24 protein-coding genes are annotated in these 24,496 nt (G+C 67.0%); 4 read left to right on the forward strand and 20 right to left on the reverse strand.

The annotated features are described in order from the left end of the window. Positions 1 to 205: 205 nt before the first annotated feature. The 11 genes from MXB90_RS13105 to MXB90_RS13155 form a co-directional block, all read right to left on the reverse strand. On the reverse strand, positions 206 to 1,546 hold the full coding sequence (locus tag MXB90_RS13105) for a tyrosine-type recombinase/integrase (protein WP_250045616.1): 1,341 nt from the start codon (positions 1,544 to 1,546) through the stop codon (positions 206 to 208). 498 nt (positions 1,547 to 2,044) lie between these two features. Continuing rightward, the gene (locus tag MXB90_RS13110; protein ID WP_250045617.1) at positions 2,045 to 2,569 is read right to left on the reverse strand and encodes a DsbE family thiol:disulfide interchange protein; all 525 of its coding nucleotides are present in this window, start codon (positions 2,567 to 2,569) and stop codon (positions 2,045 to 2,047) included. Continuing rightward, on the reverse strand, positions 2,562 to 2,723 hold the full coding sequence (gene ccmD / locus MXB90_RS13115; protein ID WP_250045618.1) for a heme exporter protein CcmD: 162 nt from the start codon (positions 2,721 to 2,723) through the stop codon (positions 2,562 to 2,564). The genes MXB90_RS13110 and ccmD overlap by 8 nt, the downstream gene beginning before the upstream one ends. Then, the gene (locus MXB90_RS13120; RefSeq protein WP_250045619.1) at positions 2,720 to 3,448 is read right to left on the reverse strand and encodes a heme ABC transporter permease; all 729 of its coding nucleotides are present in this window, start codon (positions 3,446 to 3,448) and stop codon (positions 2,720 to 2,722) included. The genes ccmD and MXB90_RS13120 overlap by 4 nt, the downstream gene beginning before the upstream one ends. A gap of 63 nt (positions 3,449 to 3,511) precedes the next feature. Further along, positions 3,512 to 4,168, reverse strand: coding sequence for a heme exporter protein CcmB (gene ccmB / locus MXB90_RS13125; RefSeq protein WP_250045620.1), 657 nt, complete (start codon positions 4,166 to 4,168; stop codon positions 3,512 to 3,514). Positions 4,169 to 4,277: 109 nt separating this feature from the next. Then, positions 4,278 to 4,910, reverse strand: coding sequence for a heme ABC exporter ATP-binding protein CcmA (gene ccmA / locus MXB90_RS13130; protein WP_250045623.1), 633 nt, complete (start codon positions 4,908 to 4,910; stop codon positions 4,278 to 4,280). Positions 4,911 to 4,948: 38 nt separating this feature from the next. Then, a complete protein-coding gene (locus MXB90_RS13135; protein ID WP_250045625.1) occupies positions 4,949 to 5,320 on the reverse strand; it encodes an Mth938-like domain-containing protein in 372 nt (123 codons plus the stop codon). Beyond that, the gene (gene secF / locus MXB90_RS13140; RefSeq protein ID WP_250045629.1) at positions 5,307 to 6,290 is read right to left on the reverse strand and encodes a protein translocase subunit SecF; all 984 of its coding nucleotides are present in this window, start codon (positions 6,288 to 6,290) and stop codon (positions 5,307 to 5,309) included. The genes MXB90_RS13135 and secF overlap by 14 nt, the downstream gene beginning before the upstream one ends. A gap of 12 nt (positions 6,291 to 6,302) precedes the next feature. Then, the gene (secD, locus tag MXB90_RS13145) at positions 6,303 to 7,967 is read right to left on the reverse strand and encodes a protein translocase subunit SecD (protein ID WP_250045631.1); all 1,665 of its coding nucleotides are present in this window, start codon (positions 7,965 to 7,967) and stop codon (positions 6,303 to 6,305) included. A 105-nt stretch (positions 7,968 to 8,072) separates the two neighbouring features. After that, the gene (gene yajC, locus MXB90_RS13150; RefSeq protein WP_250045635.1) at positions 8,073 to 8,408 is read right to left on the reverse strand and encodes a preprotein translocase subunit YajC; all 336 of its coding nucleotides are present in this window, start codon (positions 8,406 to 8,408) and stop codon (positions 8,073 to 8,075) included. 216 nt (positions 8,409 to 8,624) lie between these two features. After that, complete coding sequence (locus MXB90_RS13155; protein WP_250045636.1) at positions 8,625 to 9,788, reverse strand: M20 aminoacylase family protein; 1,164 nt, start codon at positions 9,786 to 9,788, stop codon at positions 8,625 to 8,627. A 61-nt stretch (positions 9,789 to 9,849) separates the two neighbouring features. Here MXB90_RS13155 and mazG point away from each other — a divergent pair, with 61 nt between their 5' ends. Beyond that, on the forward strand, positions 9,850 to 10,674 hold the full coding sequence (gene mazG / locus MXB90_RS13160) for a nucleoside triphosphate pyrophosphohydrolase (RefSeq protein WP_250045638.1): 825 nt from the start codon (positions 9,850 to 9,852) through the stop codon (positions 10,672 to 10,674). Positions 10,675 to 10,750: 76 nt separating this feature from the next. Here the strand turns inward: mazG and MXB90_RS13165 are convergent, their stop codons facing one another. From MXB90_RS13165 to MXB90_RS13200, 8 genes are all read right to left on the reverse strand, one after another. Beyond that, positions 10,751 to 11,566: a sulfite exporter TauE/SafE family protein gene (locus tag MXB90_RS13165; protein ID WP_250045639.1), complete on the reverse strand. Its 816-nt coding sequence runs from the start codon at positions 11,564 to 11,566 to the stop codon at positions 10,751 to 10,753. A gap of 29 nt (positions 11,567 to 11,595) precedes the next feature. Next, complete coding sequence (dusA, locus tag MXB90_RS13170; RefSeq protein ID WP_284040835.1) at positions 11,596 to 12,615, reverse strand: tRNA dihydrouridine(20/20a) synthase DusA; 1,020 nt, start codon at positions 12,613 to 12,615, stop codon at positions 11,596 to 11,598. Positions 12,616 to 12,737: 122 nt separating this feature from the next. Further along, positions 12,738 to 13,802 carry a glycosyltransferase family 4 protein gene (locus MXB90_RS13175; protein ID WP_250045641.1) on the reverse strand — a complete coding sequence of 355 codons (1,065 nt, stop codon included), beginning with the start codon at positions 13,800 to 13,802 and terminating at the stop codon, positions 12,738 to 12,740. A 4-nt stretch (positions 13,803 to 13,806) separates the two neighbouring features. Then, the gene (locus MXB90_RS13180) at positions 13,807 to 15,114 is read right to left on the reverse strand and encodes a 3-deoxy-D-manno-octulosonic acid transferase (RefSeq protein WP_250045642.1); all 1,308 of its coding nucleotides are present in this window, start codon (positions 15,112 to 15,114) and stop codon (positions 13,807 to 13,809) included. Positions 15,115 to 15,273: 159 nt separating this feature from the next. Then, complete coding sequence (locus MXB90_RS13185; protein WP_250045643.1) at positions 15,274 to 16,365, reverse strand: 4-oxalomesaconate tautomerase; 1,092 nt, start codon at positions 16,363 to 16,365, stop codon at positions 15,274 to 15,276. Then, complete coding sequence (locus MXB90_RS13190; protein WP_250045645.1) at positions 16,365 to 17,420, reverse strand: isocitrate/isopropylmalate dehydrogenase family protein; 1,056 nt, start codon at positions 17,418 to 17,420, stop codon at positions 16,365 to 16,367. Before MXB90_RS13190 ends, MXB90_RS13185 begins: the two co-directional genes overlap by 1 nt. A gap of 4 nt (positions 17,421 to 17,424) precedes the next feature. Then, positions 17,425 to 19,362 carry a tripartite tricarboxylate transporter permease gene (locus tag MXB90_RS13195; protein WP_284040837.1) on the reverse strand — a complete coding sequence of 646 codons (1,938 nt, stop codon included), beginning with the start codon at positions 19,360 to 19,362 and terminating at the stop codon, positions 17,425 to 17,427. 130 nt (positions 19,363 to 19,492) lie between these two features. Beyond that, positions 19,493 to 20,599, reverse strand: a complete 1,107-nt coding sequence (locus MXB90_RS13200) for a type 2 periplasmic-binding domain-containing protein (RefSeq protein WP_250045651.1) — start codon at positions 20,597 to 20,599, stop codon at positions 19,493 to 19,495. A gap of 165 nt (positions 20,600 to 20,764) precedes the next feature. On the opposite strand from MXB90_RS13200, the gene MXB90_RS13205 reads away from it, so the two are divergent. Together MXB90_RS13205 and MXB90_RS13210 are read left to right on the forward strand one after the other, a co-directional pair. Further along, on the forward strand, positions 20,765 to 21,436 hold the full coding sequence (locus MXB90_RS13205) for a response regulator transcription factor (protein ID WP_250045652.1): 672 nt from the start codon (positions 20,765 to 20,767) through the stop codon (positions 21,434 to 21,436). Beyond that, positions 21,433 to 22,809: a sensor histidine kinase gene (locus MXB90_RS13210; RefSeq protein ID WP_250045653.1), complete on the forward strand. Its 1,377-nt coding sequence runs from the start codon at positions 21,433 to 21,435 to the stop codon at positions 22,807 to 22,809. Before MXB90_RS13205 ends, MXB90_RS13210 begins: the two co-directional genes overlap by 4 nt. 208 nt (positions 22,810 to 23,017) lie before the next feature. Here the strand turns inward: MXB90_RS13210 and MXB90_RS13215 are convergent, their stop codons facing one another. Further along, complete coding sequence (locus tag MXB90_RS13215; RefSeq protein ID WP_250045655.1) at positions 23,018 to 23,755, reverse strand: RNA methyltransferase; 738 nt, start codon at positions 23,753 to 23,755, stop codon at positions 23,018 to 23,020. A 100-nt stretch (positions 23,756 to 23,855) separates the two neighbouring features. On the opposite strand from MXB90_RS13215, the gene MXB90_RS13220 reads away from it, so the two are divergent. Next, the gene (locus MXB90_RS13220) at positions 23,856 to 24,476 is read left to right on the forward strand and encodes a thiamine phosphate synthase (RefSeq protein ID WP_250045656.1); all 621 of its coding nucleotides are present in this window, start codon (positions 23,856 to 23,858) and stop codon (positions 24,474 to 24,476) included. Positions 24,477 to 24,496: the final 20 nt, after the last annotated feature.

Consider the following 24,496-nt stretch of genomic DNA (forward strand, 5'->3'; position numbering starts at 1 on the left):
GCTACATCAGCCCCATGGAGTTCGAGGCACGCGCTATGCTAGCTTAACCTGCTGTCCACGAAACCGGTAGCAGGCCAAGCGGGAAAGTCCGGTCAGCACCTCCACCGCAGGGCGGCAAAGAATCTTGCAATTAACCATGTGGTTAAGCCCTCTCCTTCGGGGCAAGCTGCCGGGACTTACTGACTACATCTTGTGCGTTCCGGTGTCAAGCACACTGCTGGCGAGCTATGGCAACCACCTTCCCGCCATCTTCGCCGCGAATGAAACGGCCCCAAGCCTCTGCCATGCCGCGCCGCCGCTCGATCATGTCCGAGCGCCGATAGGCCCGCTCCACTTCGCTGCCGACGGTATGGGCCAGCGCGATTTCGGCCATGTCGCGTTCATAGCCCCGTTCCGCCGCCCAATCGCGGAAGGTGCTGCGCAGCCCGTGCGGCACGGCTGGGCGTTTGTTGCGCGGATCAAGGAAGCCGTCGCGGCCCGCCTTCACCTCGGCTTCCTGCATCCGCCGCATGACTGCCGATAGCGTCATGTCGGACAGCATCCCCCCACGCGGGGCAGGAAAAACCAGCGCGCCCGCGTCGGGCCTTTGCCAATCGTCCGCATCGCCCGCGCCCGACACTTCGCGAAGGATTGCCACCGCCTCGGGGGTCAGCGGCACGCGATGTTCCCGGCCTGCTTTCATCCGTGAAGCCGGAACGGTCCAGACTGCTTGCCGTGTAGCAAGTGTAGCACGTGTAGCACCGGGGGCCGGTTCAAATTCGATTTCGCCCCACGTCATGCCGCGCACTTCGCCAGAGCGCGCGCAGGTCAGCGTCAGGAATTGCAGCGCCCGCGCCGCCATGCCTTCGCGGCGTGCCAGTTCCTGCCACCAGCGCGGCACGTCAGAGAGCGCCAGGGCGGGTTGATTTTCGGCCTTCGCCACCTTGGAAGGCTTTGCCAGCAGTTCGGACAGGTTGCCCGCCCAGCGGGCCGGATTGTCGCCCGTGCGATGCCCGGCCACGGTCGCCCAGCTTAGAACGGCCTCGATCCGCCCGCGCAGCCGGGATGCGGTTTCGTTCTTGTCCAACCAGATCGGTTCCAGCACGCGCAGGACGTCGTGCCTCTCGATTGCCTGCACCTTCATCTTGCCCAGCACCGGGGCGGCGTAGGTGTCCAAGGTCGCGCGCCATTGCTTCCGGTGTTTGTCGTTCCGAAACTCTGCCGATTTCTTCGCTAGGAAAGTTTCCATCGCTTCCGCGAAGGTCAGAGCGTCCCGGCCCTTGCGCTTTTCGGCCAGAGGGTCGCCCCCATCCAGCGCGATTTGCTTGTTCGCGGTCGCCTTGCGTCGTGCGGTCGCCAGGGACACAAGCGGGGGACTGCCCAAGCCGATTTCCCGCCGCTTGCCGTTCACGCTGATACGTTGCACCCAAAAGCGGGACCCGTTCGGTTCAACGCGAAGGTAAAGCCCGATGCCGCCGCCGTCGTGGTATTTGCCGGGGGCCAGGTCCGCGCCCAGCTTCGCCGCCGTGAGTGTGTTAGCCTTCCGCCGCTTCGGTTGATCCGACATTTAAACTTCCCCCTTTTCTTCCCCCAGTAAGGTCTAGAACAAGCTAGATTTTGCCGGAACAACTAGGACAATGAAAGCAGAAAAGCATTAATAAACATTGGCATGTTTGGCGTTGTCTGGAACGTGCGAGAATGCATTATGGCGGCCTCTCTCTCCGCCACTTACCCACCTCTACAGCTTTGATTCAGCTGGCAAGTCGTCGTCGCGGATGTCACACTGCTGTCGCCCTTAGGTCAGTTAGCCCATGCTGAATCGGCCGGAACAATCCAGCCAGGCGACGGTCCAAGATCTGAACATCTTCCAATTGCGCGTAATGTTCCGGAAACCCTCTGGCCGCGCCCCAGCATACGGCGCGCTCAAGGGAACCTTACACCTCCGCGTTCCCTTCATCGCGTAGCGAAAATCCTGACCTTACGAAGGCGAAGCGGCCTTGGGAGCTCTACTGGGCACCACCCTACAGGAAAGCGAAGCCAATACCGGCCCACCCCGCTGGACGCCTCAATCCCCGGCCAGCAGCGGGCGCAGGCTGGAATCGATCACGCGCTGGGTCACCGGGCCGGCAAAGCGGAACAGAACCGTGCCATCGCCATCGACGACAAAGGTTTCCGGCACGCCATAGACGCCCCAATCCAGCGCCATGCGCCCCGTCGCATCGGCGCCGATCGCCTGATAGGGGTTTCCAAGCTCGGCCAGAAAGCCCAGGGCCTTGTCCGGCTGGTCCTTGTAATTCACGCCATAGACCGCGATGCCCTCATCAGCCAGGGCCTGCAGATGCGGATGTTCCACCCGGCAGGGCGCGCACCAGCTGGCCCAGAAATTCACCAGCTTCAGATCGCCATCGCGCAGATCGGCATCGGTGAAGGGCGCGCCCTCGCCCAGGGCCGTCAGCTGCACCGGCGGGGCGGATTTGCCGGCAAACGCCGTTGGCAGCTGGTTCGGATCCTCGCGCCCCATGCCCCAGATAAACAGGCCCGCCAGCCCGGCAAAGACCAGCGGCGGCAGCAACATCAGCGGCTTAACCATCGCGCCGGCCCATCCGTTCTTCCTGCGCCTGCAACGCGCGTTTCACCCTTGCGCCCTGCCACAGGCTGACACCGACAAGCGCCACCAACAGCGCCAGTGTGGCGCCATATGAGCCCAGCACCGTAACCGCATATTTCCCCAGATCCGGCATCATGCCATCCGCTCCCTTGCTTCCAGCGCCTTCAGGCGACGGGCGCGGATCTCGGTCCGGGTGCGAACCAGAACCAGCGCCACGAACAACAGGATGAACCCGGCAATGCACACCAGAAGCGGCAGCCAATAGACATCCGAGATGTTTTCTTCCTTGTCCAGCGACAGCGTCGCACCCTGATGCAGGCCCTGGTTCCAGAAATTCACCGCATAGCGCGACAGCACCGCGAACACCGACCCCACAAGACACAGCACCCCGGTCAAATCGGCGGCCGTGTCGGGATTGTCGATCGCCCCCCACAGCGCGATATAGCCCAGATAGAACAGGAACAGGATCAGGAAGGACGTCAGCCGCGGGTCCCATTCCCACCAGGTGCCCCACATCGGCTGCCCCCAAAGCGCGCCGGTGATCAGCGCGATCAGCGTCATCACCATGCCCACGGGGGCGGCGGCCTTGGCTGCCAGCGCGCTGACATGGTGGCGCCGGATCAGCCAGACCAACGAGGTCACCAGCATCATCACCCAGATGTTGATCGCCATCATCGCGGCGGGCACATGCAGGTAGATGATCTTGACGGTGGACCCCTGCTTGTAGTCATCCGGCGTCAGGAAGAACCCCCAGACCAGCCCCGTGACCAGCGTCAGCGCCGCCAGCGCCGCCACCCAGGGCAGCAGCCAGGCAGAGGTTTCCATGAATTTTTTCGGGTTGGCATATTCCCAGATCGACATGGGTTCTCGCTACTTTCCTGTTACTTGGCGCTCAAGTCACTATCACGAGAGCGCCGCGCGTCTCTAGCGCAGATTGACGCGGATCGCCGCGGCCGAGGCGAAAGGCACCAGCGCCACGGTGGCCGCGGTGATCCCCCCCAGCATCAAAAGGGGCGTGGCGGTTGCCATGTCACCGGCACCGCGTCGGACCAACTCGGCCCCGAAGATCAGCGTGGGCACATAAAGCGGCAGCACCAGCAGCGACAGCAACAGCCCGCCGCGCTTCAACCCCACCGTCAGCGCCGCGCCGAACGTGCCCAGCACAGACAGCGCCGGCGTGCCAAGCGCCAGCGACAGCACCAGCCACCAGACCGCCGCCCCGTCCAGATGCAACAGCACACCAAAAACCGGCGCGGCCACCACCAGCGGCAGTCCCGTGGTGATCCAATGCGCCACCGCCTTCATCGTCACCACGCCTTCCAGCGGGATCGGCGCAGTGGCCAGCAGATCCAGCGAGCCATCCTCGAAATCCAGCGCAAAGATGCGGTCCAGCGACAACAGACAGGCCAGCAGCGCCCCCAGCCACAAAATCCCCGGCGCGATGCGGCCAAGCATGCCGCCCTCGGGGCCGACGCCAAAGGGCACCAGCGTGACCACGATCAGAAAGAACGCAAGCCCCAGACCAAAGCCGCCCCCCGCCCGCACCGCAAGCCGAAGATCCCGGAACAACAGCGCAATCATGCCCGCCCCCCGCCAAAGTCGCCACTGCCCGCTTCTTCTTGGCCCAAATACTCCCCGCGGAGCGTCCCGCCCCCGCCGCAGATCCCCCGCCCGGTCATGCGCCCATCACTCATGCAAATGCCTCATCAAAGCCGCCGGTGATGCCGCCCTCTTCGGGGCTGCGCGCCTTGTAGGGGGCCAGGTCCAGAACCTCGGCCTCGGGGATGCCCAGGTCGATATGCGTGGCCATCAGCGCCGAACCACCGCCCGCCAGATGCGCGCGCACCGCCTCTGCAAACAGCGCCACCGAATCGACATCCAGCGACACCGTCGGCTCATCCAGCACCCAGACCGGCCGCCCGGTCACCAGCAGCCGCGCCAGGCCCAGCCGGCGCTTTTGCCCGGCCGACAGGCTCATCGCCGCGCGGTCGGCCAGGGCGCGCAGGTTCATCCGCGCCAGCGCCGGGGCAATATCGCCCGTGCCATAGACCGCAGCCCAGAACCGCAGGTTTTCCGTCACGGTCAAGGTGGCCTTCAGCCCATCGGCATGGGCGGCATAGGCGATCGCCTCGGGCGGCACCGACACCTGCCCCGCCAGCGGCGGCTGCAGCCCCGCCAGCGTGCGCAACAACGTGGTCTTGCCAATGCCATTGGGCCCGCGCAACACCAGCGCCCGCCCCGGCTCCAGCCGGAAGCTCAGCCCCTCCAGAACGGGAAGGCCGCCACGGCTGACGGCAAGATCGGTCACGGTAAGCGCATTCATGCCTTTGCCTTATCGGATGCAGGCCGCGGCGGAAAGGGTCACGGCGCGGTTTCGCCCGGCATGGGATAAAGCGCCGCAGCCACGCGCCGGCCTTCGGACAACAGCACATTATAGGTGCGCGCCGCAGAAGGCGTGGACATCGGTTCCGCCATCAACCCGATGCCTTCCAGCGCCGCCACGAAAGTGCGCGGCAGATGGGCGATCTCAGGGCCCGTGCCAACGAAGACCACATCGACCAGCCCCTGCAGCGCGCGCAAAGGTTCCAGATCACCATAGCCCGCCCAGTCACAGGCCGCCTCGGCCCGGATCAACATGCCGCCGCGATGCACCTGCCCCGCGACCCGGAAGAACCCCGGCCCATAGCCGTCGATGGGCAGGGCCGCGCCGAAATTCGTCTCAATCAGCGGCATCGGTCTTTTCCGTGAAGAACCGCGCGTCGCCGTCGTCCTTCTTCTTCGGATCGCGGTTCAGGCCCAGGAACAGCACGATGTTCTTGGCCATGAAGACCGACGACCAGGTGCCGATGATCACGCCAAAAGTGATCGCAAAGACAAAGCCGCGGATCACATCGCCGCCCAGGATCAGCAGCGCGATCAGCGCGATCAGCGTGGTGCCCGAGGTCATCACCGTGCGCGACAGCGTTTCATTGACCGACAGGTTCATCACATCGCGCAGCGGCATCGTCTTGTATTTCATCAGATTTTCGCGAAGCCGGTCGAACACCACCACGGTGTCGTTGATCGAATAGCCCAAAATCGTCAGCAGCGCCGCGATGGTGGCCAGATCAAACCGGATCTGCAACAGCGCAAAGACCCCCATGGTCACGATGACATCATGCACCAGCGCCGCCACCGCGCCGATGCCGAACTGCCATTCGAAGCGCAGCCAGATATAGAACAGGATCGCCGCCATCGCCCCCAGCACCGCCAGGATCGCGGTCTGCACCAGTTCGCCCGACACTTTCGGCCCCACCGATTCGACCGAGGCGAAGCGGATCGACGGGTCCGCCCCCTGCAACGCCGCCTCGACCGCGGCGACCACCTGCGGCGTGACCGATTCCGCCCCCTCTTGCGCCTGAATGCGGATCATCGCCACATTCTGATCGGGGCCGAAGGTCGGGTCAAAGACCTCGGTGATGGACACATCGCCCAGGTCCAGCGGTGCGATCGCCTGGCGATAGCCGCCCACATCCACCGCCGCCGTGCTTTCGGTGCGGATCGTGGTGCCGCCGCGGAAATCGATGCCGAAGTTCAGCCCCATCACCAGCACCAGGATGACCGAGGCGATCATCGCCACGACCGAGATGCCAAAGGTCAGCCACTGGGCGCGGAAGAAATCCCAATTGGTGGTCTCGGGGACAAGTTTCAGACGGAATGCCATGGTCGTTGCCCCCTATACCGTGATCGTCTTGGGCCGGCGCCAGTCGAACCAGATCACCAGCAAAAGCCGTGTCACGAAGATCGCCGTGAAAACGGATGTGACGATGCCGATGCCCAGCGTCACCGCAAAGCCCCGCACCGGACCGGATCCGACCATGAACAGGATCGCCGCGGTCATGAAGGTGGTGAAGTTGGCGTCGAAAATCGCCGACATGGCTTTTTCATAGCCAAGTTCTATGGCGCGGGCCGGGCCCCGCGCGGTCTTCAGCTCTTCGCGGATGCGTTCGAAGACCAGCACATTGGCATCGACCGCCATGCCGATGGTCAGCACGATCCCCGCGATGCCCGGCAGCGTCAGCGTGCCGCCGATCATCGACAGGATGCCAAAGATCAGCGCGATGTTCAGCCCCAGCGCGACCGAGGCCATCGCCCCGAACAGCCCGTAGCTTGCGATGATGAAGACCACCACCGCGACCAGCCCGACCAGCGCCGCAACGCGCCCCGCGTCGATGCTGTCTTGCCCCAGCTCGGGGCCGATGGTGCGTTCCTCCAGGAAGGTCATTTCCGCCGGCAACGCGCCCGCGCGCAGCAGAACGGCCAGGTTAGTCGCCTCTTCCACGGTGAAATTGCCGGTGATGATGCCCGACCCGCCGGGGATGTGCGAATTGATCCGCGGCGCCGAAATCACCTTGTCATCCAGAACGATGGCGAACAGCTGGCCGATATTGTTGGCGGTATAGTCGCCAAAGGCCCGCGCCCCGGTGGGGTTGAAGCGGAAGGCCACGGCCGGAAAGCCGTTCTGGTCCACATCGGGGCGGGCATCGACCAGATCCTCGCCGGTGACGACGGGGCTGTCTTCCAGGATGTAGAAGGCGCCGTCGCGTTCGGCATCGGGCAGGATCACATTGCCCACGCCCGGATTGGCCGATCCGTCGCCGGTCGATCCGATCACCGGATGGAAGGTCAGCTTGGCGGTGGTGCCGATCAGCGCCTTCAGCTCTTCGGCGGACCCGATGCCGGGCACCTGGATCAGGATGCGGTCGCTGCCCTGGCGCTGGATCGTGGGTTCGCGGGTGCCCACCTCATCGACGCGGCGGCGGATGATCTCAAGGCTTTGCTGGATCGTGCGGTCGTCGCTGGCGGTGCGTTCCGCCTCGGACAAGGTTACAACAATCTGATCGCCCTCGGCACGCAGCACGATATCGGTCTGGCCCACCCCGGTCAGGGTGACGACCGGGCTGGCAAGGCCCCGGGCGATTTCCAGCGCGCGCGCCATCTGCGACGGCTCGCCGATCTGGATGCGCAGCTCATCAGGGGCTGAAGGGGCGCGGCGCACCGCGCCGATCGTGGCGCGTTCATCGGCCAGCGCGCGGCGCATCTCGGGCCACAGCCCGTCCATCCGCGCCTTGTAGACATCGGCCACCTGCACCTCGGCCAGAAGATGCGCGCCCCCGCGCAGATCCAGGCCCAGGTTCACCAACCCCGAGGGCAGCCAGTCGGGCCAGGCCGCGCGCGCCACTTCCTGTTCAGGCGTCAAAAAGCCTGCCCGTTCGGCGGCGGCGATGGCATCGTTATGCCCTTCAACGCGCGAATAGAACAGGTTCGGCGTGGCGGTGATCACGCCCAGAAGGCAGATCGCTATGATCAGCAGGCGCTTCCAAAGCGGAATTTGCAGCATGGCGCGGTCGGGTCCCCCGGTCGGTTCTGGTCGGTTCTGGTCGGATGCGTCAGGCTCGGTTCCCCGGCCGGCCCAGCCAGGCCGGCGCGGTCCGATCGTGTCAGCTCAGCCGGCGTTGGCGGCAGGCTCGGTCTTGCTCAGAACCTGGACGACGGTGGATTTCACCACGCGCACCTTGACGCCCTGAGCGATTTCCACTTCCAGCTCGCCATCTTCGCGCACATGGGTCACCTTGCCGATGATGCCGCCCTGCGTCACCACCTGATCGCCCCGGCGCAGCGCCTCGACCATGGCGCGGTGTTCCTTGACCTTCTTTTGCTGCGGACGGATCAGCAGGAAATACATGATCACGAAGATCAGGATCAGCGGGATGAACTGGCCGAAGGCAGCGGCGCCACCGGCGCCACCGGCGGCCTGGGCAAAAGCGGGGGATGCGAACATGGGTTTTCCTCTGTCGTTTTCTTGTCGTTAGGGGCGGTCTTGCGGTTGCCCAGTCAGCGGCCCGCGACCGGCCCGTCAATCCGGCGGCACCCTAGCCGCCCCCCTGCCCCTTGGCAAGGCATCCAAGGGCATCCGAGGGACCGGCCACAGGCCCGCGCGCGCGCCTTGTGCCAGATAGGAAGCGCGCCGCGCCACCGCAAGGCGCGAGGGCCCCCATCACCCCACCGGCAGCGCGCGTTCCACCAGCCGGGCAAAGAATGAGGCGCCCAGCGGCGCGGCCTCATCGTTGAAATCATAGGCCGGGTGATGCAGCCCCGCGCCGGGCCCCGTGCCCAGGAACAGATAGGCGCCGGGGCGGGCCTGCAGCATGTAGGAAAAATCCTCGGCCCCCATCTCGCGGCCCGCATTGTCCTGCACCGCATCCGGCCCCGAGATTTCGCGCGCCACCGCTGCGGCAAAGGCCGCGCGGTCGGGGTCGTTCACAGTGGGCGGATAGCCGCGGTCATATTCAATGCGCGCGCTGACGCCATAGGCCGCGGCATGGCCCTGCACGATTTCATGGAACCGCTTCTCGGCCATGTCGCGCACCTCGGGGGTAAAGGACCGGATCGTGGCGCAGAACCACCCCTCTTCGGGGATGATGTTCGAGGCCGTGCCGGTGTGGATCTGGGTGACGGAAATAACCAGTTCGTCCAGCGCGAACAGGTTGCGGCTGACGATGGTCTGCAGCGCGCCCACCATGCCGACGATGGCCACGACCGGATCGGTGCAGTCATGCGGCGTGGCCCCATGCCCGCCCTTGCCAGTCACGTAAACCCAGGCCGTATCGACCGCCGCCATCAAGGGCCCGGGCGTGGTGTGGAAATGTCCCAGCGGCACGTTCGGCGCATTGTGGATGCCATAGACCTGGGTGATGCCAAAGCGGTCCATGATGCCTTCGCGCACCATCACCTCACCGCCGCCGCCCTCTTCCTCGGCGGGTTGAAAGATCAGTGCAACTGTGCCCGCGAAGTTGCGGGTTTCACACAGATATTTTGCCGCGCCCAGCAGCATGGCGGTATGCCCGTCATGGCCGCAGGCATGCATCTTGCCGGGCCGGGTCGAGGCGTGATCGGCGCCCGTCGTCTCCTCGATCGGCAGCGCGTCCAAGTCGGCGCGCAGGCCGATCACCGGCCCCTCTGCCCGCCCGCGGATCAGCGCCACCACCCCCGAGGTCGCGATGCCCTGATGGATCTCATCCACCCCGAAGTCGCGCAGCCGCGCCACGACGAAGGCCGCCGTTTCATGGCAGTCGAATTCCAGTTCCGGGTGCTGGTGCAGATGGCGTCGCCAGGCGGTCATCTCGGGGGCGAGTGCAGCGATGCGGTTGATCACGGGCATTGTGGACTCTTGTCGTTGGGTCGGGCTAAGCCCAGATCATCCGAAAGCAGGGGCAAGGGCAATGGCGAAACCGATCGACCCGATCATCTTTGACGAAACCGGCGGGGCCGAACATCAGATCGCGCGGCTGGCACGGATCATGCAAGCGCTGCGCGACCCGCAGACCGGCTGCCCCTGGGATATCGAGCAGGATTTCGCCTCGATCGCGCCCTACACGATCGAAGAGGCGCATGAGGTCGCCGATGCCATCGCGCGCGAAGCCTGGGGGGAACTGGAGGGCGAGCTGGGCGATCTGCTGCTGCAGGTGATCTATCACACGCAGATGGGCGCCGAGGCGGGACGGTTCGATCTGGGGTCAGTCACGCGGGCGATCTGCGCCAAGATGGTGGCCCGCCATCCGCATGTCTTCGGCACCGACAGCCGCGACAAGACCGCCGCCCAGCAGACCGAGGATTGGGAAAAGATCAAGGCCGCCGAACGCGGCGCCGCGGGCGTGCTGGATGGCGTGGCGCTGGGGCTGCCGGCGCTGACGCGCGCGCTGAAGCTGCAAAAAAGGGCGGCACGGGTCGGGTTCGACTGGCCGTCCACCGATGAGGTTCTGGCCAAGATCGTCGAGGAAGCGGGCGAGTTGGTCGAGGCCCGCGAGCGGCTGGGCCCCGAAGCGGTGGCCGAGGAATTCGGCGATCTGATGTTTGTCATGGTGAATCTGGGCCGGCACCTGGGGGTCGATGCCGAGGCGGCCCTGCGCGCGGCGAATGGCAAATTCACCCATCGGTTCAAGTATATCGAGGATGAACTTCAAGCTATTGGCAAGGCGCCCGCCGACAGTGACCTGGCGGAAATGGACGCGCTTTGGAACGCCGCCAAGGCGCGCGGCATCCGCTGAGGCCGGGGGCTGCGCGCCCCCGGACCCCCCGGAGTATTTCGGCCAAGAAGAAGGGGCAATGGCGCGCGGGCAGCGTTTAGAACAGCGCCTTGCGCAGCATGTTCAGCGCGACGATGGCCAGAAAGCCCGCAAAGATGCGTTTCAGCGGCTTGGGGTTGAGCCGGTGTGCCAGCGCCGCGCCCCAGGGTGCGGTGATCGTGGTCATCGCGATCACGATCAGGAAGGCCGGGACATTGACCGCGCCCAGCGTATAGGGCGGGGCTTGGGGAACCGGGGTGATCAGGAAGGCGATCGCCGCGGGCAGCGCGATGGTGATGCCAAAGCCCGCCGCCGTCGCCACCGCGCGGTGGATGGCGATGCCATGCAGCGTCATCAGCGGCACCCCGAACGATCCCCCGCCGATGCCCATCAGCACCGACAGAAAGCCGATGACCGGCGCAATCGCGGCGCGGATCCCGCCCGTGGGCATCTGCGTTCCCAGCCGCCAATCGGCCCGGCCAAAGGCCATGTAAAGCGCGATCAGGAACACCAGCACGCCAAAGATCACCTGCAGCGTGGGCGTGCGCAGCTGCGCCACGACCATGACCCCCACCAGCGCGCCGATGGCGATGCCCGGCGCCCAGGCGCGCAGGATCGACCAATCCACCGCGCCCTTGCGGTGATGGGCCAGCACCGAGCGCGCCGAGGTCACGATGATCGTGGCCAGCGATGTCGCCAGGCACACCTGCATCAGCTGATCCGAGCCATGGCCCATGCCCTCGAACAGGTAGAAGAAGGCCGGCACCAGAACGATGCCGCCCCCCACCCCCAGAAGGCCCGCCAGCACGCCCGCGAAGGCGCCCACCGCCATCAGCGTCAGGACAAGGGGGGCAAGCGTGGCAAGATCGGGCATGGGAATCCTCTGGCGTGTTTCACGCAGCTTTAGCGTGCCGGCAGGACCTGGGCCAGAGCCTTGTCGTAAACCGCAAGATCCGCGCCCTCGCGCGTGGCGCCCTCGGACAGGACGCGCCGCCAGCCGCGCGCGCCGGGCATGCCGTGGAACAGGCCCAGCATGTGGCGCGTGATCTGATGCAGCCGCCCGCCCGCGGCCAGATGCGCCGCGATATGGGGCTGCATCGCCTGCGCCACCGCGAAGGGATCGGCGGGGCTTTCGTCGCCAAACAGGCGCGCATCGGCCTGACCGAGGATATGGAACGGCTCATGATAGGCGGCGCGCCCGATCATCACCCCGTCCAGCCCCTGCGCCAGCAGCGCCTCGGCCGCGTCAAGGCTGGTCACCCCACCGTTGAGCGAGATGTGAAGCTGGGGGAATTCCGCCTTCATCCGCAGCACAAGGTCATGATCCAGCGGCGGGATTTCGCGGTTTTCCCGCGGCGACAGGCCCTGCAGCCAGGCCTTGCGCGCATGGATGATGAAGCGGCTGATGCCTGCGGCAGCGACCGTGTCCAGAAACCGCGGCAGCACCGTTGCCGGGTCATCGTCATCGACCCCGATGCGGCATTTCACGGTCACCTCGACCGGGCTGTTGGCGATCATGGCGGAGACGCATTCGGCCACCAGATCGGGCGTCTTCATCAAGACCGCGCCGAAACAGCCCGATTGCACCCGGTCCGACGGGCAGCCGCAATTGAGGTTGATCTCATCATAGCCCCAATCAGCCGCGATCGCGGTGGCAGCCGCCAGTTCCGCCGGGTCAGAGCCGCCCAGTTGCAGCGCCACGGGATGTTCGGCAGGGCTGTAATCCAGCAACTGGGCGCGCTTGCCATGAACGATCGCAGGCGCCGTGACCATTTCGGTGTAAAGCAGCGCATGGCGGCTGATCTGGCGGTGAAACAGGCGACAGTTGCGGTCGGTCCAATCCATCATCGGCGCCACGGACAGCCGCGCCGCCTGCCGGACCGTGGCCTTGCGGGCCGATGCGTCTTTCACTGCTGTTGCCATCGTCCTTGCCCCCGGGGCCGCCCTGCTGCCTGATGCGCCCCATTTCGGGCCGCGGGTCTGGCGGGCTTCTAGCCGCGCGGGGGCGCAAGGTCAAACCCCGGCGGGGGGAACTGCGCCGCCGATCAGGGCGCGGGCGCCGGGCCGATCAGCTTGCGATAGATATCAACCAGCGCCTGCGCCTCGGCCCGGATGTCGAAATGCGTCAGCGTATGGTGCCGCGCCGCTTGGGCAAAGGCGGACCGGCGCGCGGGATCCGCGATCAGCCCGGCCACCGCGGCGGTGATCGCCGGGGCCGAGCCGGGGGGCACGACATGGCCGGTTTCCCCTTCGGCGATCAGTTCGCGAAAGGCGCCGACATCGGTGGCCACCACCGGCACACCGCAGGCCATCGCCTCAAGCGGGGTCAGGCCGAACCCTTCCCAGCGTTGCGGGGCGACATAGATATCCAGCGCGCGATACCATTCGGCCATGTCCCAGACGGGCACCTCGCCGGGAAAGACGATCCGGTCCGCCAAGCCCGCCGCGCGCACCCGCGCCTTCAGCCCCGCCAGGAAGGCCTGATCCTTTTCCGTGGCCCGGCCCAGCATGACCGCATGGACCGTGTCGAACCGCGCGCACAGATCGATCGCCGCCTCGACGAACAGATCGGTGCCCTTTTGCGCGCGGATGCGGCCATAGCAGCCCAGGATGATCCCGTCGCGCGGCAGGCCCAGCCGGTCGCGCAAAGCGCCGCGATCGGGGGCCGGGCTGAAGCTGTCGTTGTCGATGCCGTGATAGATCACCTGCGAGGGCCGTTCCAGATAGGCGGCCGTCTTTTCCGAGGTCGAAACCACCGCATCCATCCGCCCGATCAGCCAGCGCGTCAGCGCGGTGTGATGGCGCTGCGAGGCCGATGTGAACAAAAGCCGCAGCCGCTTGCGCAGCACATGGCGCAGGACCAGCCCGGCGATCATCTCGACATTGCGCCGCGCATGCCAGACGCGCCAGCCCGACGGGCCGCGCCGCGACATGGTCAACAGCGACCGGATCGGGATCTGCGGCACCTCGGGCGGCAGGTTGGGGGCGACGGCGGCGATGCGGATCATGCCCGCCTGGATCGGCACCAGCCGCACCACGGTGGCGGTCACGCCCGACAGGCGGCGCTTGAAATTCGGGACGATGACGTCAAGGTCGCGGGCATTGGTCATCAGGTCACCTTTCGGTCTGGTCCGGGCCACCGGGGGGCAGATAGCGGTCGATCAGCGCCAGGGCGGCCGCCGTGGCGCTGGGTTGGGCGCGCAGCACGGCGCGCGCGGACGCCGTCAGGGCGGCATGGGCCGCGCCGTCCTGCAAGGCGCGCAGATGATCGGCAATATCCTCGGGCGTGGCGGCGGACCGGGCCGCCACAGCAGCCGCCAGCTTGGCGTAGATGCCCGCGAAATTGAACACATGCGGGCCGTGGATGACCGCGCAATCCAGCAAGATCGGCTCATAGGGGTTGTGCCCGCCGACGCGCGCCAGCGATCCGCCCAGAAAACAGATATTGCACAGCCGATACCACAGCCCCATTTCCCCGATCGTATCGGCGATATAGATCGCGGTCTGCGCATCCGGCAGCTGCCCCGCGGATCGCAGCGCGACCGCCCTGCCCGCTTCGGCCAGCCGCGCGGCCAGCGCGGGGCCGCGTTCGGGGTGGCGCGGGGCGATGATCAGCACGGGCGCCTCGGGCCCGGTGCCAAAGGCCAGATCGTGGGCCCGCAGCAGCGGATCTTCCTCGCCCTCATGGGTGGAGGCCGCCAGCCAGCAGCCCCGCCCCGCCAGCGCCCTGCGCATCCGGTCCAGATCGGCGGGATGGGCGGCGGGGGGCGGCAGTTCCTCTTTCAACGAGCCGCTGACCTGCACCCGCGCAGCCTCAACCCCCAGATCGCGCATCAGCGCCGCGGTGCCCGCTTCCTGCACCAGAATGGCGTGAAACGGCGCCAGCAGCGCGCGCGCCGTGCGCGGCCAGCGCCGCCAGCGCGCCGCCGTCCGATCCGACACCCGCGCGTTCAGCAGCAGCATCGGCACCCCGCGCCGGTCGGTTTCCTGTAACAGCCGCGGCCACAGCTCGCTCTCGATCCAGATCGCCAGATCGGGACGCCAGTGATCCAGAAACCGGCGCACCGCGGCGGGCGTGTCAAAGGGGGAAAACTGATGGATCGCGCGGTCCGGCAGCCGCGTGGCCAGCAGCTGCGCCGAGGTCAGCGTGGTGCTGGTCACCAGAACGCGGGCGTTTGGCCGGTCAGCCAGCAGCCGGTCGATCAGGCCCAGGATCGACAGCGTTTCGCCGACGCTGGCGGCGTGAAACCAGATCAACGGCCCCGGGGTGCGCGGGATCGTGCTGATCCCCTGCCGTTCGGCGGCGCGATCGGCGCTTTCCTTGCCCTGACACAGGCGGCGGCGCTGCGCCAACCGATAAAGCGGCCCGGCAACGGCGCTGAGGCCGAGATAGGCCCACAGGGCGGGTGTCCTGGCTTTCATGCGCATCCCGTCGTTCCGGCTTTGGCAGCCTGCGCAATCTAGGCCCGAGCGGCGGGCGAGGCAACCTTTGCCCCGCCTTAAGAAGGCCGCGCCCCGGCGTCAACCCGCCGATCACGGCCCGGCCCTTCCCCGTCCCAGCCCGTCCCCGGCCCCGCCTTGTTAATGCCCGGCCCAGACCGCGCCGGGCACAAAGACCTCGCCCCGCGCCAAAAGCCGCGCGGTGCGCAGCACCCCGGCCGAGCGCAGCTGAAAGCCATCCGGTCCGTTGTCGTAATCGACCGTCACATCCATCACGCCTGCGGGATGTTCCAGCAGCACCAGCGCGGGCTGACCTTCGGGCGTGGTGAACAGCCCTTCGGCCACGGTGCCCGGCGTCAGCACGCAAGATGCCAGACATTGCGAGCCCGTCACCGCCAGCGTCGGGTGGCAGTTCCACGGCATGAAATAGCGCGTGGCGATGGTGCCGCCCGCGCGCGCCGGCGCCAGCAGGCCGAATTTCGGCGTGACCGATTTCGACACATCGCCCATCCCCATCAGCGCGCCGGCCTGCAGGCGGATCGCCTCCATCCGGGCAAAGAACGCGCGGTTGGCATCCAGTTCGGCCACGGTTTCATACCCCGTCAGCCCGAAATCCGCCGCGCGGGCGATGACCATCGGCATGGCGACATCCATGCAGGTGACCTCGATCCCGTCGATCCGGTCGCGCAGGTTTCCGGTCGGCAACAGCTTGCCGGTGGCCGATCCGACCACATCCATGAAATTCAGATAGATCGGCGCCGCCGTGCCCGGCACCCCGTCGATCGCGGCGGGGCCGTCATAGCGCATCTGCCCGCCGGGGGTCTGCACCACCGCCTCGACCAGCGCGCCGGTATTGACCGAATGGATGCGGATGCGCGTGGTGTCGCCGGTGGGCGCGACCAGCCCCATCTCGATCGCGGCGGGGCCCACACCCGACAGGATGTTGCCGCAGGTCGGCTTGAAATCGACCAGCCGATCCTCGACCGAGACCTGGGCGAAGAAATAATCGACATCGGCATCCGCCCGGTCGGACCGTGACAGCATCGCGACCTTGGTCGTCACCGCCGCGCCGCCGCCCAGCCCGTCGATGTTCAGCGGATGGCCCGATCCGGTGACCGCGATCAGCACCTGCGCCAGCGTGTCCAGATCCTGCGGCAGGTCGGCGCGGTTGAAATACGGCCCGCGCGAGGTGCCCCCGCGCAGAAAGTGAAAGGGCATGGCGGTCTGGGTCATCACGGAGTCTCTTTCAGCAGGGTGGCAAGATGGTCGGCAAAGGCGCGCGTTCCCAGCGCGCCGCCCAGATCGGGGGTGCGGGTTTCGGCCCGCGCCAGCGCCTGATCCAGCGCCGCGTCAATCGCTTCGGCGGCGGCGGGCTGGCCCAGATGGCGCAACAGCATCGCGGCCGACGCGATCAGCGAGGTCGGATTGGCCAGATCGCGGCCCGCAATGTCGGGGGCCGATCCGTGCTGCGCCTGCGCCACGGCGTAATCCGGGCCCAGGTTCAACGAGGCCGCCAGCCCCAGGCCCCCCGACAGTTCGGACGCCAGATCCGACAGGATATCGCCGAACATGTTGGTGGTGACGATCACGTCAAAGCGCGCGGGGTCACGCACCAGCAGCGCGGCGGCGGCATCGACCAGCACCTCTTCATAGGCGATCTGCGGATGGCGCGCGGCAACGGCGCGCACCTCATCCAGGAACAGCCCGTCCGACAGGCGCATCACATTGGCCTTGTGAATGGCCGCCACGCGCGGGCGCGCGCGCCCCGTCGCCAGCGCAAAGGCCGCCTCGGCAATCCGGCGCGAGGCCCGGGCCGTCACCTTGCGCAGCGCCAGCGCCACGCCCGGTTCGGGCATGAATTCGCCCCCGCCCTGATGCATGTTGCGATCGGCGTAGAACCCTTCAAGGTTTTCACGCACCACGATCAGATCGACCTCGGGGCGGATGGGGCGCGGCACGCCGGGGCGTGACCGCGCCGGGCGGATGTTGGCGTAAAGCTCCAGTTCGCGCCGCAGCACGCCCGAGGGGTTGCGCCCGCCCTCCGCTACCGGCGGGTAGGCATTGTGCGACACCGGCCCCAGGATCACGCCATCGGCCGCGCGGGCCGCCGCGATCACCGGCTCGGGGATGGTGGTGCCACTGGCCGCCAGCGCGGCAAACCCGATCTCGGCCCGGTCCACCTGCAGCGCCAGACCAAAGCGGTCGGCCACGGCGCGCAGCACGGTTTCGGTGGCGTCGGTGATTTCCGGACCGATGCCATCGCCGGGCAGGACAAGAAGTCGGATCATCGCATCACCGGAAGGGCCAGGGCAGATCGACCAGATCCTGCAACAGACCCGCGGGGAAGTTCAAGGCCAGCGCATTGGCCAGCACCAGAACGAAGCCCGCCGCACAGGCCGTCAGCACGCCCGTGCGCAGCCATCCCGCACCCGCCCGCACCCGCAGGAAGACCGCGAAAAAGCCGATCATCGCCAGGAAAAAGCCCACCAGCGCCGTGCCCGCAACCAGCCCGCCGATCCAGGCCAGACCGCCCCACAGGCTGCCGATGCCGGGCTGGCCGACATGATCGCCCGTCAGTTCGGCATCGAAATGCGAGACATGGCCGCGATGCCCGCGCCACAGTTCGGGCACCAGGATCGCCGACATCACCAGCCCGATCACCGCCACCGCGCCGGGGAAGACCGCGCCCAGGAAGCTGTGACCCAGCGCATCGGACAGCGCAAAGACGAACACCCCGGCAATGGCCAGCGCGAAGGCCAGCTGCGGCAGGCGCGATTTCACGCCGCCCTCGCCCTCGGGCAGATCGGCATCGGCGGACACGACATGGCCGGTGTCATCCACCCGCCGGCGCAGGCCGAACACCACCGACGCCAGCGTCAGCAGGCCGATGATGATGACGCCCGGGCGCGCCACGAAGCCCCAGTCGTAGAATTGCAGCGCCTGGTAAAAGAAGGTCTCGGCCTGCGGGGCCAGCACATAGCCGATCAGCAGCGCCGGGCGCGGCCAGCCAAAGCGCTTCATGAAGACGCCCAGCAGCCCCAGCGACAAAAGCGCCACCAGATCGGCCAGATCGCGCGTCGCCTGGAAGGCGGCAAAGGCGATCAGCGCGATCATGAACGGCGCCAACAGCTGGAACGGGATCTGCGTCAGCCGCGAAATCGGCAGCGCCAGCAACAGGCAGATGCCCGCGCCCATGATATTGGCCACCGCCAGCGACCAGATCACCGAATAGGTGATGTTCAGATCGGCGCCCACCATCGCCGGCCCGGGTTCAATCCCCAGCAGGACCATGCCGCCCAGGAACACCGCCATCGACCCCGACCCGGGGATACCGAACAGCATGGTGGGCAACAGCGCGCCGCCCTGCATCGCGTTGTTGGCGCTTTCGGGGGCCACGACGCCGCGGATATCGCCCTTGCCAAAGGTTTCGGGGTTCTTGCAGGTCTGCACCGCATGGCCATAGGCGATCCAGTCCACCACAGACCCGCCCAGACCCGGGATCGCGCCGATCATGCAGCCGATCCCCGAACAGCGCATCGACAGCCAGATATTGGCCCACCAGTCGCGGAACCCCATCAGCCAGCCCGCGCCCAGCGGCGGGCTGGACGAAATCGCCGCATTGCGCCGCAGCAGATCGGAAATCTCCGGGATCGCGAACAGACCCAGGCCGATGATCACCAGCGGAATGCCGTCATACAGATAGTCAAAGCCCAGGATCATGCGGAATTCGCCCGTCGCAGGCGCCCCGCCGATCGAACCGATCAGCAGCCCCACCGCACAGGCCGCAAGCCCCTTGGGCAGGCTGCGCCCGGCCAGAACCGCCACCATCGACAGGCCGAACAGCGCCAGCATGAACAATTCGGCCGAGCTGAACATCAAGATCAGCGGCCGCGCCACCAGCACAAAGCCCGTCAGCACGATCGCGCCAAAGATGCCGCCGAACATGGACGATATGAACGCCGCCGACAGCGCCCGCGCCGCCTGACCCTGGCGGGCCAGCGGAAAGCCGTCCTGCACCGTGGCCTGGCTGGCCGAAGAGCCCGGAATCCCCATCAGCACCGATGAGAACGTGTCCGAGGTGGGGATCACTGCGACCAGACCGATCAGCATCGCCAGCGCCGAAATCTCATCCATGCCATACAGGAACGGGATCAGCAGCGACAGGCCGGCAATGCCGCCCAGCCCCGGGATCACCCCGATGACAAGCCCGACGGACACGCCAAGCAGCATGTAAAGCAGGTGTTCAAAGCTCAATAGCGCGGAAAGCGCCGCCAACAGGGTCTCGGCCACGGGGTCCTCCGGGGTTGGTGGGGTCGAAATGCGAAGGGGCGGCCCGCAAGCCGCCCCGCCGCATCCGGGCTTAGTCGCCCAGTTTCACGCCATAATCGGCGGCCAGCAGGTCAACCACGCGCTGGCGGTTTTCGGGCGAAATGCTGGTGCCCTTTTCGAACAGCGCATCGGCCAGCGCGCCGGTGACCTGGCCATAGGTGCCCAGAACCGCTTCGGCATTGGCGATATAGTCGGGATCGGCCTTCATCGCCTCGAAGGCGGCCTGATAGGCGGCCACGATCTCATCCGAGGTGTCCTTGGGCAGGAACACCATCTTCTGCGCCGGGAAGCCCGCGGTGAAGAAGGCGAAATAGGCCTCATAATCGGGGCCTTCGGGGGCCTTGCCGGTCATCAACTGATAGGCTTCGCCGAAATGCGGCAGATCGGGGAAGGTCGGGTCGCGGACCAGATCGCCCGCCTCATTCAGCGCGCCCCAGGAAAACAGCGGAACCGCCTGGCCGGCCTCGACCAGCGGCACGACGTTCTTCAGATAGGCCGAAGAGGTCTGATAATCGATGTTGGTCTCGCCCCGTTCAAAGGCCAGACGGCCATCGCCCCGGCCCTTGAAGCCAAAGACGTGCTGCACATCCAGCCCCAGCAGGCGCAGGCCCAGCAGCGGCACCAGATCCAGCGAGGTCGCGCCCTGGCTGGCATAGACCAGCTTCTGACCGGCCAGCTTGGCGATATCCTCGGGCTTTTCCAGGCCCAGTTTCGGCGATGTGTAGACGACGCCGCCGGTGGGGCCGGCCATCGCGATCTTCCAGTCCTTGTATTCATAGCGCACGCGCGGATCGCCCAGCAGATAGGGGAACTGCGTCGACCCCGAGGTGCCCAGGATCGTCAGCCCGTCGGGCTTGGCGCGCGCGGCAAACAGGTTGGTGCCCTTGGTCGAGCCGCCACCCGGTTCGTTCACCACCACGACCACCGGATTGCCGGGCAGGTATTTCTGCAGCAGGGGCGCATTGAACCGCGCCCAGGTGTCCGAGCCGCCGCCCGCCGAGAAGGGGATGATCCATTCGATCGTCTTGCCCGCAAAGCTCACCTCGGCCTGTGCCGGGGCGGTCATGCCAAGGGCAGCCGCCGCGCCAAGCGCCAACGAAAGCGCGCCGCGGCGCGTCAGTGTGAAGATATTGGTCATGTGTCCTCCCAGACCGTTAAACCAGGGGGCGCCCTGCCGGACCGGCCCTGCCTGACACCGCAGCCCGCCCCCCCAATTCGACCGCACTTGAACTTTCCTCGATCGCGCGGCTTGATGGCCGTGCTTAGTTCACATTCCTGTCAGAAAGCTGTCGGAGTCAGAAAGATGCGTGTGGCCCTGATCGAGGATCACGAAAGCCTCGCCCGGGGCATCGAAAATGCCTTGCGCGATCAAGGCTATGCGGTGGATTGGCTGGCCGACGGGCTGGCCGGGGCGCAATTCCTGAAATCGGCCGGGGCGGATGTGGCGATCATCGACATCAACCTGCCGGGGATGAACGGGCTGGATCTGGTGCGCGAAATCCGCGCCCGCGGCGACAGTCTGCCGATCCTGATTCTGACCGCGCAGGGCAAGACATCGGATCGCGTGAAGGGGCTGGATGCGGGGGCCGATGACTATCTGGTCAAGCCCTTTGAAACGGCCGAACTGCTGGCCCGCATCCGTGCCCTGTCGCGCCGCAGGCCGGAGCTGTCACAGCCCGCCGAAACGGTGGGCCGACTGGTCTATGACCGCGCGGGCCGCATCCTGACCGGCCCAGACGGGCCCATCGACCTGCCCCGGCGCGAACGGGCGCTGTTTGAATGCCTGCTGGAGGCCAAGGGCCGCATCATCGACAAGGACCGTCTGGCCGACAGCCTCTATGGCACCGGCGCCGAGGTCGATACCAACGCGGTCGAGCTGCTGATCTCGCGCCTGCGCCGCAAGCTGGAGGGCAGCGGCGCCGCCATCCGCACCGCGCGGGGGCTGGGCTATATGCTGCATGATGACAGCACATGAACCGCTGGTCGCTGCGCACGCGGCTGTTCGCGCTGATCGTGGTGCCGCTGATCCTGGTGGCGGGGCTGACCGTCGTGGGCCGCCAAATCAGCGCCGAACGGCTGTCACAACGGCTGTATGACAACACCCTGCTGGCCGTCGCGCTGACGATTTCGCGCGATGTCGTGCTGAGCGAGGGCGACATCCTGACCGAGGATCTGCTTGAATCGCTGACCAATTCGCTGGGCGACGCGGTCTATTACCGCATCACCGGCCCCGATGGCGCCTTTGTCACCGGCTATTCCAACGCCCCGCGCGCCACCCAGGACATCGAGGTGCCCGGCGGCATCCCGCGGTTCTACAACGGCACCTATCAGGGCCTGCCGGTGCGGGTTGTGGCGCTGCGCGAATTCTTCAGCGAACCGGGGCTGGATGGCTGGGTCACGGTCGAGGTCTGGCAGACCACGCTGCAGCGCCGCGCGCTTAGCCGCGATCTGCTGCAACAATCGATCCTGCGCATGGGCGCGCTGGTGGCGACCGCGGCGGCGCTGGTCTGGTTCAGCATCAACCTCGGCCTGCGGCCGCTGTCGTCGCTGTGCGAGGCGGTGGAACGGCGCACCCCGGATGAGCTGCGCCCGATCCGGCGCTGGGTGCCGCGCGAATTGCAAAGCCTGTCGGGCGCGATCAACGGGCTGATCGGGCGGCTGTCGGCGGCGCTGCAGGTGCGCGACGCCTTCATCTCGGACGCCGCCCATCAGCTGCGCAACCCGATCGCCGCGATCCAGTCCCAGGCCGAAGCCGCGATGACCGCCCCCGATGAGGCCGAATTGCGCGCCCGCGTCGCGGCGCTGGCGACAACCGCGCGCGCGACGGGGCGGCTGACCAATCAGCTTTTGTCGATGGAAAAGGTGCGCGGGCGCGCGATCAAGCAGTTGCAGGCCCAGACCGATCTTGTGGCGCTGGTGACCGACCGGGTGCGCAGCTTCGCCGAGGCGCAGATGCCGCGCGGCGTGGCGGTGGGGCTGGACATCACCGGCCAGCCGCGCCCCGTGCAGGCCGATCCGGTGATGATCGAGGAGATGCTGCAAAACCTTCTGGACAATGCCGCGACCTATGGCGCGCCCCCGGATGTCTGCCCCGGGGCCGAGATTTCCGTGACGCTGGATTTCACCCCCGATCAGGTCCGCCTGATCGTGCGCGACACCGGCCCCGGCATTCCGGCGGCCCTGCGCGAGCGGGTCTTTGACCGTTTCTTCCGCGTCGATGACCGCGCCCCCGCAGGCAGCGGTCTGGGCCTTGCCATCGTGCGCGGCGTCGCCGAGGCGCATGGCGGCCACGCGCGCATCCTGGACACACAGACAGGCCTGGCACTAGAGGTCGTCCTGGCGATCTGAGCCGGGCCCAACGGCCACCACCCCGCCCCTGCGCCCCGGTCGCCCTGCAACACGACCGCCCTTGCACCGCCAAGGCAAGGTCGATTGGCTTCGATCATAGGAAACAGAACGACGGGGGGCGCTGCCCCCCTTTTGGCGCGGGCGCGCCAATTCACCCCCCGAGGTATTTGGGGCAAGATGAAAGGGCGCCGTTGCCTGGGCGCGGTCTTCAGGGGCGGTGGTTGCGGGTGATCTGGCGCAGCATGCCGTGCAGGGTTTGCACATCGGCGCGGGTGAAGGGCATACGCGACCACATGTTGCGCAGGTTCAGCTTCATGTTCGGGGCCTTTGCGGGGGGGAAGAAGAAGCCCGCCGCTTCCAGCCGCTGTTCGAAATGATCGCCCAGCTTTTCCACCTCAAGGCGGCTGGCGATATCGGCCCCGGCAAGGCCCGGGTCGATGGCGGGCTGCGCGGCCTGCGGACGGATCCATTCATAGCCCGTCAGCAGCACCGCCTGTGCCAGGTTGAGCGAGGGGAATTCCGGGTTGACGGGCACGGTGATGATCGCATTGGCGCGGCTGACATCGTCGTTTTCAAGGCCGGTGCGTTCGGGGCCGAACAGAACACCCACCCGCGCGCCCTGCCCGATCAGGGCCCGGGCGTGATCCATCGCGCTTTCGGGGGTGTAGATCGGCTTGGTCAGTTCACGGCTGCGGGCGGTGGTGGCGAAGACGAAATCGCAATCGCCGATCGCGGCGGGGACATCGGCAAAGACGCCGGCCCGGTCCAGCACCCGCCCCGCAGCACCCGAGGCCATGGCGACCGCGCGCGGGTTGGGCCAGCCGTCGCGCGGCGCGACAAGCCGCATCCGGTCCAGCCCGAAGTTCAGCATGGCGCGGGCGGCCGCGCCGATGTTTTCGCCCATCTGGGGCCGGACAAGGATGAAGACGGGTTGATCATGGGACATGGCGGTTCCTTTCGGGCGCCGCCATAAGCCCGCGCGGGGCCACTGGCAAGGGCGGGCGGCTTGCGCTAGGAAGGCATCAGACCTTGGAAAGGAGCCCCGAATGGCCGCCGAAGACCGCCCGCAGCTCTATCTGATCACCCCGCCCGCCTTTGAGGCCGAGGTCTTTGCCGACCGTCTGGCCCGGGTGCTGGACAGCGCCGAGGTGGCCTGTATCCGGCTGGCGCTGGCCACCCGGGATGAGGACCTGATCGGCCGGGCCGCCGATGCCTGCCGTGTCGTCGCCCATGAACGCGATGTGGCGGTGGTGATCGAGAACCATCTGAAGCTGGTGGAACGCCACGGGCTGGATGGGGTGCATCTGTCGGACGGGGCGCGCAACCTGCGCACCGCGCGCAAGGAGCTGGGGGCGGATGCGATCATCGGCGCCTATTGCGGCCAGTCGCGCCATGACGGGATAAACGCGGGCGAGGCGGGGGCGGATTACGTCTGCTTTGGCCCGGTGGGCGAAACCGTGCTGGGCACGGGCGCACGGGCGGAACGCGATCTGTTCGCCTGGTGGTCCGAGATGATCGAGGTGCCGGTGGTGGCCGAAGGCGCGCTGACGCCGGCGCTGGTGGCGGAGTTTGCCCCGGTCACCGATTTCTTCGCCATCGGCGAGGAAATCTGGTCCGCCGAAGACCCGGTGGCGGCCTTGCGCGCACTGACCGCGGCGATGGGGTGATGGCGTCCCGCGCCGCCGAT

Origin of the sequence: Phaeovulum molybdatiresistens (assembly GCF_023544865.1) — a bacterium.
Classification (GTDB): Bacteria; Pseudomonadota; Alphaproteobacteria; order Rhodobacterales; family Rhodobacteraceae; genus Pontitalea.

Excerpts from the sequence above, each read along its gene's own strand:
- MXB90_RS13105 (WP_250045616.1), bottom strand. The coding sequence starts at position 1,546 with ATGTCGGATCAACCGAAGCGGCGGAAGGCTAACACACTCACGGCGGCG.
- MXB90_RS13110 (WP_250045617.1), bottom strand. The coding sequence starts at position 2,569 with ATGGTTAAGCCGCTGATGTTGCTGCCGCCGCTGGTCTTTGCCGGGCTG.
- ccmD (WP_250045618.1), bottom strand. The coding sequence starts at position 2,723 with ATGATGCCGGATCTGGGGAAATATGCGGTTACGGTGCTGGGCTCATAT.
- MXB90_RS13120 (WP_250045619.1), bottom strand. The coding sequence starts at position 3,448 with ATGTCGATCTGGGAATATGCCAACCCGAAAAAATTCATGGAAACCTCT.
- ccmB (WP_250045620.1), bottom strand. The coding sequence starts at position 4,168 with ATGATTGCGCTGTTGTTCCGGGATCTTCGGCTTGCGGTGCGGGCGGGG.
- ccmA (WP_250045623.1), bottom strand. The coding sequence starts at position 4,910 with ATGAATGCGCTTACCGTGACCGATCTTGCCGTCAGCCGTGGCGGCCTT.
- MXB90_RS13135 (WP_250045625.1), bottom strand. The coding sequence starts at position 5,320 with ATGCCGCTGATTGAGACGAATTTCGGCGCGGCCCTGCCCATCGACGGC.
- secF (WP_250045629.1), bottom strand. The coding sequence starts at position 6,290 with ATGGCATTCCGTCTGAAACTTGTCCCCGAGACCACCAATTGGGATTTC.
- secD (WP_250045631.1), bottom strand. The coding sequence starts at position 7,967 with ATGCTGCAAATTCCGCTTTGGAAGCGCCTGCTGATCATAGCGATCTGC.
- yajC (WP_250045635.1), bottom strand. The coding sequence starts at position 8,408 with ATGTTCGCATCCCCCGCTTTTGCCCAGGCCGCCGGTGGCGCCGGTGGC.
- MXB90_RS13155 (WP_250045636.1), bottom strand. The coding sequence starts at position 9,788 with ATGCCCGTGATCAACCGCATCGCTGCACTCGCCCCCGAGATGACCGCC.
- mazG (WP_250045638.1), top strand. The coding sequence starts at position 9,850 with ATGGCGAAACCGATCGACCCGATCATCTTTGACGAAACCGGCGGGGCC.
- MXB90_RS13165 (WP_250045639.1), bottom strand. The coding sequence starts at position 11,566 with ATGCCCGATCTTGCCACGCTTGCCCCCCTTGTCCTGACGCTGATGGCG.
- dusA (WP_284040835.1), bottom strand. The coding sequence starts at position 12,615 with ATGGCAACAGCAGTGAAAGACGCATCGGCCCGCAAGGCCACGGTCCGG.
- MXB90_RS13175 (WP_250045641.1), bottom strand. The coding sequence starts at position 13,802 with ATGACCAATGCCCGCGACCTTGACGTCATCGTCCCGAATTTCAAGCGC.
- MXB90_RS13180 (WP_250045642.1), bottom strand. The coding sequence starts at position 15,114 with ATGAAAGCCAGGACACCCGCCCTGTGGGCCTATCTCGGCCTCAGCGCC.
- MXB90_RS13185 (WP_250045643.1), bottom strand. The coding sequence starts at position 16,365 with ATGACCCAGACCGCCATGCCCTTTCACTTTCTGCGCGGGGGCACCTCG.
- MXB90_RS13190 (WP_250045645.1), bottom strand. The coding sequence starts at position 17,420 with ATGATCCGACTTCTTGTCCTGCCCGGCGATGGCATCGGTCCGGAAATC.
- MXB90_RS13195 (WP_284040837.1), bottom strand. The coding sequence starts at position 19,362 with ATGCTGCTTGGCGTGTCCGTCGGGCTTGTCATCGGGGTGATCCCGGGG.
- MXB90_RS13200 (WP_250045651.1), bottom strand. The coding sequence starts at position 20,599 with ATGACCAATATCTTCACACTGACGCGCCGCGGCGCGCTTTCGTTGGCG.
- MXB90_RS13205 (WP_250045652.1), top strand. The coding sequence starts at position 20,765 with ATGCGTGTGGCCCTGATCGAGGATCACGAAAGCCTCGCCCGGGGCATC.
- MXB90_RS13210 (WP_250045653.1), top strand. The coding sequence starts at position 21,433 with ATGAACCGCTGGTCGCTGCGCACGCGGCTGTTCGCGCTGATCGTGGTG.
- MXB90_RS13215 (WP_250045655.1), bottom strand. The coding sequence starts at position 23,755 with ATGTCCCATGATCAACCCGTCTTCATCCTTGTCCGGCCCCAGATGGGC.
- MXB90_RS13220 (WP_250045656.1), top strand. The coding sequence starts at position 23,856 with ATGGCCGCCGAAGACCGCCCGCAGCTCTATCTGATCACCCCGCCCGCC.